Origin of the sequence: Labrys sp. KB_33_2, assembly GCF_052114505.1 — a bacterium.
Classification (GTDB): domain Bacteria; phylum Pseudomonadota; class Alphaproteobacteria; order Rhizobiales; family Labraceae; genus Labrys.
The window spans coordinates 45,070-54,217 of sequence record NZ_JBFREW010000029.1; the positions used below are offsets into that span (position 1 = coordinate 45,070).

A 9,148-nucleotide genomic window follows, 5' to 3' on the forward strand; every position below is an offset into this window, starting at 1 on the left:
GTTCCTCAGGCCGCCGCCGCTTTCAGCAGTTGCGGCATGCCCAGCATTGCCCGCGCTTCCTCGGGCGTTGCAATTTCGCGCCCCATGTCGCGGGCGAGTTTGACGATGTGCCGGACGATGTCGGCATTACGCGGCTTGCCGCCGAGTTCGAGATAAGGATGATCGCCGAGCCCGAACGACAGATGGCCGCCCTCGGCAATGACCATGCTTGCAACCGGCTGGATACTGCCGGGATACACGAGCGCGATCCACTCGATCGGGCCGTTGGTCGGCAGGAAGTCGAGATGCGCGGCAAGGCCCTTGTAGTTTCCCGGATGACCGGCAAGCAGCCCGCTTTCCGACATCAGCAGGGCGATGTAGGCTGGTCCCTTGATGAGCCCCATCTCGATAAATGCCTGGACGGTGCGGGTGCAGGGAACATTCCAGCAAGTGTGGATTGTCTTGACACCGGCGGCCTGTATCTGCTGCGTGAAATACTGCAGCAGCCGGGTCGGATTGTAGAAAACCTGGTCATCGGTGATGAAGGCCTTCTTCTCCGACGAATAGATGTCAACATTCATCGTCGCCATATCGACCGGCGCGACATCGGGCCTAGTCATCGGGTCACGGACCAGGCTCAGGATGTGATCGATCTTCCGCTCCGCCGCCTCGTGAGTGACATAGCCAAGCGTGGAGTGGACGAGAACGTCCGGCGCCTTCGAGCGTATCCCCCTGATGATCTGCGCATAAGTTTCAAAGTCATTGGCCGCAGCTCCGGTCTTGCCGTCGCGGCCATGGAAATGAACGCTGGTTGCGCCAGCCTCGTAGCATTCGATCGCATCGGTGGCGATCTCGGCCGGTGACCACGGCACGTTGGGATTCTCGTCCCGCATCGCGTATTCGTTCAGCCGGACATCGATGATCAGTTTTTTCATAGCCATATACCTTTGGAGGTGATCTGCTTTTAAAGGCTCGCGCGAGGCGGGCGATTGTTCACGCGTTAGAGTCGATCCAACTCTGGGAGGTCACACCGCCGTCGACCACGAGCGATTGCCCGCTGATGAAGTCGGCGTCGTCCGACGCCAGGAAGAGCGCGGCATTGGCGACATCCCAAGGGGTACCCATCTGGCCCCGGGGGATGTGACGATTGCGCTTGCGCATCATCTCTTCATAGTCATCCGCGCCGTAGGCATCGCGGAGCATCGTGATCATGGGGGTTTCCAGGAAGCCGGCTGTAATCGCGTTGCAGCGGATACGCTGCTTGGCGTATTGCAGCGCGATCTGCTTGGTGAAGGGATCGACGGCGCCCTTGGAAGCGGCGTAGGCAAGTAGCGGCACGCCGGTCCAGCGGATGCCGGCAATCGCGCCGACATTGACGATGGCGCCGCCGCGCCCGTCGCGCTGGAACTGGTCGAGCATCACCGGGATGACGGCGCGGCATGTCAGGAACATGCTTTTGATGTTGACCGCCATGAGACGGTCCCAGTCCTCTTCGCTCGTTTCAAGCGGTCCGCCGACCACGGCAATTCCGACATTGTTATGAAGAACGTCGACGCGGCCGAAATTTTCGAGACAGACGGCAACCAGCCTGTCGACCTCGGCGGCTATACTCACATCGGCCACATGGGCAACGCAGACGCCGCCTTCGGCGACAATGGCCGCGCGCGCTTCCTCAGCGGCTTCAGGATTGCGGTCAACCGCGAGAACCTTGGCGCCCTCGCGGGCGAACAACGCCGCCGTCGCCTTGCCATTGCCCCAGCCGGGCCCGATCGATCCCGCTCCGGTCACAATCGAGACCTTGTCTTCTAGCCGTAGCCTACCCTGTCTCATGCTTGGCTCTGAATGTGATCTGGAATTGCTGTTATCGATGATGCTCTGACGACATTCAGTTCGGCCGATCCTGCAACCGACCCAACCCTGCCGCTTGTCTTCTGAGGCTCCGTCTCGCCACGTATTTGGCGCAATATGTGCGCGCGCAGTTGCGCGAATCTCGGTTCGGTCTTGGTCGAGATCTGGTCGCGCGGAACCGGCAGCGGAATATCAATCGTCTCGACCACTTCGGCCGGAGACCCGCGCAACACGACAACGCGATCCGACATATAGACCGACTCGTCGATGTCATGTGTGACGACAAGAACCGACATCCCGAACTGATCGCGCAGCCGCAGGGTTAGATCTTCCAAATCCGCGCGGGTCTGGGCATCCACCGACGCGAAGGGCTCGTCCATCAGCAGCAGCCGCGGTTTGCAGGCAATGGCGCGTGCGATCGCGACGCGCTGCTGCATGCCGCCGGACAGTTGCCAGGGATATTTGTCCTCATTGCCGCGCAGCCCAACCGCCTCGATTGCCGCGTGGGCGGCCGCCAATCGCTCCTGTTTGGAAGCAATGCGATTGAGCAGCGGAAGAGTGACGTTGCCGATCACCTTGAGCCAGGGCATCAGCGACCGGCTGTAGTCCTGGAAGACCAGACAAACGTCCCGCAGCGGCCTATCCACGAGGGTGCCGTCAAGCTCGACCTTGCCGGCGACTGGCTTGGACAGGCCCGCGATGCAGCGCATCAGCGTCGATTTGCCAACGCCCGACGGGCCAACCAGACAAATCACTTCGCCCTTTTCGACGGAACAATCGAGATCGCGAAAGATAACCTTCAGTTGCGAGCCGGAGCCGTAGCTCATCGAAAGTCTTGAGATCTTGAGCATCGTCTCCCTCCCTAACGAGTTGCTGCGCGGTTGATCGTGGCGCGGCCCCAATGCCAACGAAGCGCGCGTTTTTCAAAAAGCGTCATCAGGCCGTTCAGGGCGTAGCCCACGATGCCAAGCATCAGCAGCGCGGCCCACATCTGGGGCATGTCCCATCCTTGTGTCGCGGACAGGATGACGTAACCGATGCCTCTGGTTGAAGCGAAGAGTTCACTGCCGACCATGGCGACGAGCGCGATCGATACGGACAGCCTGAGCCCGGCGACGATCTGGGGACTGGCGGCCGGCAGGATCACCCGAAATAGGACGCTTCCCCGGTCCAAGGTCAGGCTGCGGCCGACATCCCGCAGCGTCGGATCGATGTTACGCACCCCTTCCGTCGTGTTGAGAAGGACCGGCCAAATCGAGCCGAAGGCGATGATCGCGATCTTCTCGATATCGCTCGTGCCGAGCATCATGATGATCAGCGGTATGAGCGCGATCACCGGAATGGCGCGCATGACTTCCAGCAGCGGCAGGACGTGCCTGGCGAAGCGGGATAGACCAAGCGCCGTGCCCGCGGCCACTCCGATCGTCGCGCCGATCAGCAGGCCGAATCCGAAATTGCGCAGGCTGGGCAGGAGATCGGTCCAGAACCTGGCGAACAGCCAATCCTGGCCGAACCGCTCCAGAATCACCGATAGCGGTGGAAAATGCAGCGACTGACTGCCGCGCGACGTAAACCACCAAAGCAGGACCACGAGGCAGGGCAGCCAGAGTTCCGCAACGATCTCGCGAAGCCACCTGTTCATCGCGAGGTCCTCCGGTTGGAGGCCTTCCAAGGCACGACCGCGCGCTCGAGCGCATAGGCGAGGACCGTCATGGCCACGCCCAGGCCTATAGCGACCAGCGTATAGGCATAGACATCCATTACTGCACCGACGCTCTGGGCTATCGCGATCGCGGAACCTACGCCTGGGACAAGCGTCAAGACTTCCACGCCGATGCAAAGCAGCAGGCCCATGGTGGAGGCCAGGCGCAGGCCGGTCGTGAGATAGGGAAGGATGGCCGGAAAGATGACCCGTGTGTATAAGACCCTGCGCGAAAGGCGCATCGACCGGCTCGTCTCCAGGATCATCGGATCGATGTCCCGTATGCCGTATGCGACCTGGAGCATGATCGGCCAGAGCATGGTCGGCACGGTAACCATCAGCTCGGTATAGCGCCGCGCGCCGAACAAGAGCAGCGCAAGCGGAATAAGGCCGAGCGGAGGGACACTGCGCAATGCGTCGACGATAAGCCTTGTACTGCGGTAGGCGAAATCGCTCGACCCCACTAGAACACCGAACGGAATGGCCACGGCCGCCGCGATCGCAAGCGAAATCGCCCAGCCGCCGAGTGTTTCGCTGGCGCGTGCGAGTATGTCGCCCAGCGCGATCAGTTCTCCGATTTTCCCCAAGGTTGGCCCGAGCGGAGGAAGCACTTCTGCTCCAACCAGCCCACTGCGCGTCGTTACTTCCCAAATGATGAAAGGCAGCGACAGCACCAGGAACTTGGGAACAAGATCGTAAACAGCTTCGCTTGCCGAGAAGGCTCGCGACAGAAGCGAGCCCCCATTTTCCGTCGCGCTCATTGGAACACCAATGCAGCCGGGTCGACATCTCCCTTGATGAACTTGTAATCCTGCGACAGCTTTTCGACTGCGGCAACCTGCTCCACGGTGACCGTCGCCCGAAGCTTTGGCAGCGTTGATGCCTTGGCGTCGGCTTCAGGCGTCTTGAACCATTTTACCAAGGTTGCCGACACTGCATCCGGATCGGACAGGGCAAGATCGATGCTTTCCTGCATGGCAGCCTGAAAAGCCCGGAGTTCGGGCTGATGTGCCCCGACGAAATCCTTCGAACTGATTACCACCAGACGGGGCAGGTCCGCGAAGGCCTGGAAATTGGGATTACCCAGCGGAGCCGCGAACTCGCCGGTGGCCATGAAAGATCGATAGAAGGGATCGTGGATCACGGCGCCCTGCACATCGCCGTTCTGCAGGGCGCCTCTCATCGCAGCCGCTGGAAGGACTGTGAATTTAAGCGAGTTCGCATCGCCGCCATGACGGTCGATGGTGACCCGGGCGGCCAGTTCGTCCGCGCTATTCAGGGCGACCACCGCGATTGTCTTGCCGTTAAAGTCGGCGCCGGTCTTTGGTCCGTCCTTCAGGACGATCAGCCCATCAGGGTCCGCGCCAGCTACGCCCTTCGCCCAGACGCTGAGACCGGCGACGACAGAAAGAGGCAATCCAGCGGAAGCCGCAGAAACGGAATGCTGCAGCGAATTCAGTGCCAGATCAACCTGGCCGCTTGTCGTCGACTGCACGATTGAAGCCGTGGACAGCGTGGTGGGCAGCAGGTTGATCCCATGCTTCTCGAAGATCCCCCGATCCAGCCCGAGGAGCGGAACGGCCGCGTCGGTGATCGGAAAGACGCCGAGTCGAATGTCCTTCAGCGCCGCCTTGGACCCGGACTGCGCCTGTCCGCGAAGCGGCAAGGCGGCCAATGCAGTTATGACGGCTAGCCCAATGGCTACCGCGCGGCGCGAAAATGCGCGCTTGCTCAAAACCATCGCATTCCTCCCTAGGGAATAGGCGTCTTCTCGCCATATATTTACAATACGTAGCGTATATTATAAGCATCAGCTGTCAAGGGGAAAAGCGATGTCGCTGCCTATCCCGCCCTTCGACAGCAAACTGCTTTATTTACGGTACGATATGTATATTGAGGCGGAACGAAGCGGCAGAGGAGATGCGACGGTGAAGAAGCTAGCTGAAAAGTTCCCGCCCACGGAGGACGCCGAGGAAGCGCCGCGGCGACCGCGTGGGAGACCCCGGCATACGGCCACGGACGTCGCCATTAGCGGAGCAATTATCGAGTTGCTCGCCGAAGTGGGCTATCAGCGGCTATCGTACGATCTCGTCGCACAGCGCACGGGCGCGACTAGGCCAACAGTCTACCTGCGGGGCAGTAACAAGGTGCTGCTTGTGCTCGGCGCGCTCATCGAACACTACGGCATCGATCCCACCCCCGATACCGGCTCTCTCGCGACGGATCTGTTGCATCTGCAAAAATCGCAAATCCGGTTCTGGAATGATCCGGTTATCGCCGGACTGTTCCCGGGCCTGCTCGCTGACATAAGCAGTGATCAGGAACTCGCGGATATTTGGTGGCGGACCTTCATCGCGCCGCGGCGCGCTTCCACAGTGCGCGCTCTCGAAAGGGCAAAACAGCGGGGCGAGTATGATGGTGCGCTGGACAACGACTGGGTCTGCGATCTACTGACCGGACCGTTGATCTGCCGCGCCTTCCTTGGCGGGTATCGCAAGCTGCCTGAATCGATCGGCACGGAAATGGTCGACATATTTATGAACGCCTACATAAAGCCCCGCCAAGCAGAGTGATGCCATATCCGGACCGGCATTGCCGGCCTATCCGTTTTTCTGAAATTCAATGGGATAGCCCACGAGGCTGCCCACTCGGTCGACGACCCGTCGTAGAGCTTCACGCCACTAGCGCCGAACACCTCGCTCAGCACGAAATAGAGAAGCGAGGCATGGTGAGCCACCGGCAATAGGTGACGACCATCCCCGGATTTTCAAGCGGTTCCCGTATCAGCTCTCGCAACGCAACTCGGACTAGAAACCTCGGTCAGCGGGGCGACGGGGCCTAGCAGCCCACCCCCGTCGTACCAGGCGCCCACTGCTCCGCGCCCGACAGGGTTCCGCGGTTGCAAAGCTGGACGACGGTGATGCTCACCAGAATGCCGGCCTTCGGCGCATCATCGCTCAGGATTTTGCAGAGCAGCTGTCCGTCGAGGGGCTGGACAAGGAAGGCGTTGAAACGCCCGCTCTGAATAGCGTTCTGGATCTGGTTGAATTCCTTGGTCGCGGACCAGCCGCTGTCAAAAAATTGGATTTCGGCGCCAACCTTCGCTGCGGTTTCACGCAAGGATTCAAGGTTTGCCCGCAGAAAGCTGTTCTCGGAGGGCGCGAAATACGCCAGCCTCAGCGGCTGCGCCGTATCGACCGAGACCGAGATGCCATTTCCGACGCGATGTCTTTTGGCTCGGACCGAGCTGCCGTTGACGCGGCCAACAGAGCCAGGCTCATCCCAAAAGCCGATATGGCGCGCACAAAACATTTCATCTTCAATCCTCCCTTGAAGAAATTGCCCCAACCGGCGGATGCCGGCGGCTCGGAACCTAGTCTGACCCGGCAAAGCGCAGTTCGTCGCCAACGCTGATGAAGCGCCCGACCGTCGGGTCAGGAAAATGGGCGGGAAAAATCAACGTGTCGGTGTCGACGTGGGTTTCCACCAGACGACGTCTATCTTCCGTCGCCAGGACCGGATCCGCGTCACCGCCCACGCAGAGCGACAGATCGAAAAGCTGTATCGGATGATGGATCACATCCGCGGAGAAAACCGCCCGCTGTCCGGCCGATTTCGCGTGAATGATGACCTGCCCCGGCGAATGGCCTGGAGCGCCCTCGAACCACACGCCGCCGGCAATTTCTTCATGCACGCGATGATCGAGCGCGACCAGATCCGCCTGCCCTGCTTCCGCGATCGGCAGAACACTGTCTTCGAAGGAGCGCGCTACATCCGCAGCAATCGGGTCGGTCGGCTTGCTCGCATGAAAGCGCTCATAATGCGCGAAGTCGACGGCGCTCATGATGTAGCGGGCATTCGGGAAGGTCGGCACCCATCGACCATCGGCAAGCCGCGTATTCCAGCCGGTGTGATCTGGATGGAGATGGGTGCAAAGAACGACGTCGATATCCTCCGGCCGCAGGCCGATGGCCGCAAGTTTTTCGAGATAAGGGGTGTTGAGATCGTGATGCATCGGAAGCGCCGGGCGCTGCTTATGGTTGCCGCTGCACGCATCGACTAGGATCACGCGCCCACCGGTACGGACGACGTAGCTATGAAAGCTGAGGAAGACGTCTCCCGCATCGCGATCGACGAAGTTCGGCCCAATCCATTCCGCCGCCCTGCTGACGCGCGCCCGCGACAAATCGCGAAACAGGAATTCTGGCGCGAAGCGGCAATGTCCGCATTCGACGATGCGGTCGACCGTAATCGATCCTACGCGAAACGTTTTGTGCAACCATTCCTCCCGCATTTTATTTACAATATGTACTGTATATTATTATTGATATCTGTCAATAGGCGTCATGACACGCTCGTGTGACCAGGTCTCGCGCTTGGGCGTTGTAATTGTCGATGAAGCGGGCAAGCCACATATTGGCCTCTTCCTCGGTTCGCGGCTGATGGAAGTGATAGAGCGTCTCATTCGCTTCCTTCACGGTTGGGAATGGCCGCTCGACCTTGCCCTTGGATCGGGCAGTGACGCGTCGGCCATCAGATTCCGCCGGCATGTGGGTCAACACTCGGACGCCCAGCCGTTCCATCACGGTCTGGAAAACGCCGCTCTTGGCGATCGGCCCGTTATCGAGATAGAGCTTGTCGGGAATTCCCTGCAGCGCGGCCTTGTTGCCGTCCTTCAGAGTCATGGCGTTGAACAGGAACCGTAAGCCGTTTTCGGCATCCTCGCCGTAGACACAATGATATTCCTGATAGCCGCCGCCACTGCGGTCATCGACGACACTGAACAGCATCGGTACCGGCGAGCCCTTGCGGTTCGGATCGATCCAGACCGGTTGGTCGATCTCCTTGAGATCGGAAGGGCTGATTTCGAACTGCCAGAGCGCATTGCTGGTGCGCGCCTCGAAGCGCACCGCTGCCGGCGCTCGGGTCTTCTTGGCATGATCAAACCCCTCAGACGCAAGTACCGGTTGACCGTCGGCTTGTGGAGCAGGCCAGCCCGTGCTTGCACCAAGCCGTCCGGTGTCTCGACGCCATACGCCTCGATCAACTCAATGGCACGGGCTGTCGAGAGCCGCCGTCCCCTGCGGTTGGAAGTCCTGATCTTCAGGGCGGCGACCAGTCCGCAATAGCGTTCAAGCTCGGTACGCGGAATCTTGCGAGGTGCTCCAAAATCGGCCCGCCGCAGTCCATTGGGAAGGAGTTGCCCTTTTGAGAGCCCGGTAAATGGCGGTCCGCGACATGCCAAAGAGTTGAGCAGCGTTGTTCACCAGGTTTCGCCGTTCGACATGTCGGGGCGGCAACTGTTCCAGGCGGCGGCGTAAATCCAACAGCGCCTCGGCTCATGCGGCATTCGCCTCGAGCAGCCTCTGCCCCGCATATCATACTATTGCATGAGTATATGCGCGAATATTTCGGATGTATGTTGTTATTGGAATCTCTATGATTCCAAAATTGCATTTTTCTGCATAATCTAGCATTACAGTTGCATATTTTGTTGATCTCTGAATCTCTGGATCACCATGATTCGGAGATCATGGATGATGACTGGCGCATCGATTGAGACGACGCTGGAGCTTTGGGTGTCGTCGTTGCGTGATGTAAAGGCTAGGATCGCCCCTC

Annotated in this window: 9 protein-coding genes and 1 pseudogene; 1 reads left to right on the top strand and 9 read right to left on the bottom strand. The window is 59.9% G+C overall.

Annotated features, from left to right (window positions below):
• Nucleotides 1–5: 5 nt before the first annotated feature.
• From AB4037_RS32920 to AB4037_RS32945, 6 genes are read right to left on the bottom strand one after another with little or no spacing between them, the layout of a single operon-like run.
• The gene (locus AB4037_RS32920; RefSeq protein ID WP_441774410.1) at nt 6–914 is read right to left on the bottom strand and encodes a 3-keto-5-aminohexanoate cleavage protein; all 909 of its coding nucleotides are present in this window, start codon (nt 912–914) and stop codon (nt 6–8) included.
• 58 nt (nt 915–972) lie between these two features.
• Complete coding sequence (locus AB4037_RS32925) at nt 973–1,809, bottom strand: SDR family NAD(P)-dependent oxidoreductase (protein ID WP_441774411.1); 837 nt, start codon at nt 1,807–1,809, stop codon at nt 973–975.
• A complete protein-coding gene (locus tag AB4037_RS32930) occupies nt 1,806–2,678 on the bottom strand; it encodes an ABC transporter ATP-binding protein (protein ID WP_441774412.1) in 873 nt (290 codons plus the stop codon). Before AB4037_RS32930 ends, AB4037_RS32925 begins: the two co-directional genes overlap by 4 nt.
• A gap of 11 nt (nt 2,679–2,689) precedes the next feature.
• Complete coding sequence (locus tag AB4037_RS32935; RefSeq protein WP_441774413.1) at nt 2,690–3,499, bottom strand: ABC transporter permease; 810 nt, start codon at nt 3,497–3,499, stop codon at nt 2,690–2,692.
• A complete protein-coding gene (locus tag AB4037_RS32940; RefSeq protein WP_441774414.1) occupies nt 3,466–4,290 on the bottom strand; it encodes an ABC transporter permease in 825 nt (274 codons plus the stop codon). Before AB4037_RS32940 ends, AB4037_RS32935 begins: the two co-directional genes overlap by 34 nt.
• The gene (locus AB4037_RS32945; protein ID WP_441774415.1) at nt 4,287–5,270 is read right to left on the bottom strand and encodes an ABC transporter substrate-binding protein; all 984 of its coding nucleotides are present in this window, start codon (nt 5,268–5,270) and stop codon (nt 4,287–4,289) included. Before AB4037_RS32945 ends, AB4037_RS32940 begins: the two co-directional genes overlap by 4 nt.
• Nucleotides 5,271–5,361: 91 nt before the next feature.
• Here AB4037_RS32945 and AB4037_RS32950 point away from each other — a divergent pair, with 91 nt between their 5' ends.
• Complete coding sequence (locus AB4037_RS32950) at nt 5,362–6,102, top strand: TetR/AcrR family transcriptional regulator C-terminal ligand-binding domain-containing protein (protein WP_441774416.1); 741 nt, start codon at nt 5,362–5,364, stop codon at nt 6,100–6,102.
• A gap of 265 nt (nt 6,103–6,367) precedes the next feature.
• Here AB4037_RS32950 and AB4037_RS32955 read toward each other — a convergent pair whose 3' ends face one another.
• The 3 genes and pseudogenes from AB4037_RS32955 to AB4037_RS32965 form a co-directional block, all read right to left on the bottom strand.
• Nucleotides 6,368–6,877 (bottom strand): hypothetical protein, encoded by a 510-nt coding sequence (locus tag AB4037_RS32955; protein WP_441774417.1) that lies wholly within the window; start codon nt 6,875–6,877, stop codon nt 6,368–6,370.
• Between the two features lie 25 nt (nt 6,878–6,902).
• Nucleotides 6,903–7,823: an MBL fold metallo-hydrolase gene (locus AB4037_RS32960; RefSeq protein WP_441774418.1), complete on the bottom strand. Its 921-nt coding sequence runs from the start codon at nt 7,821–7,823 to the stop codon at nt 6,903–6,905.
• 82 nt (nt 7,824–7,905) lie between these two features.
• Nucleotides 7,906–8,859: pseudogene (locus AB4037_RS32965) on the bottom strand (IS481 family transposase); the annotation flags it as partial.
• Between the last annotated feature and the right edge of the window lie 289 nt (nt 8,860–9,148).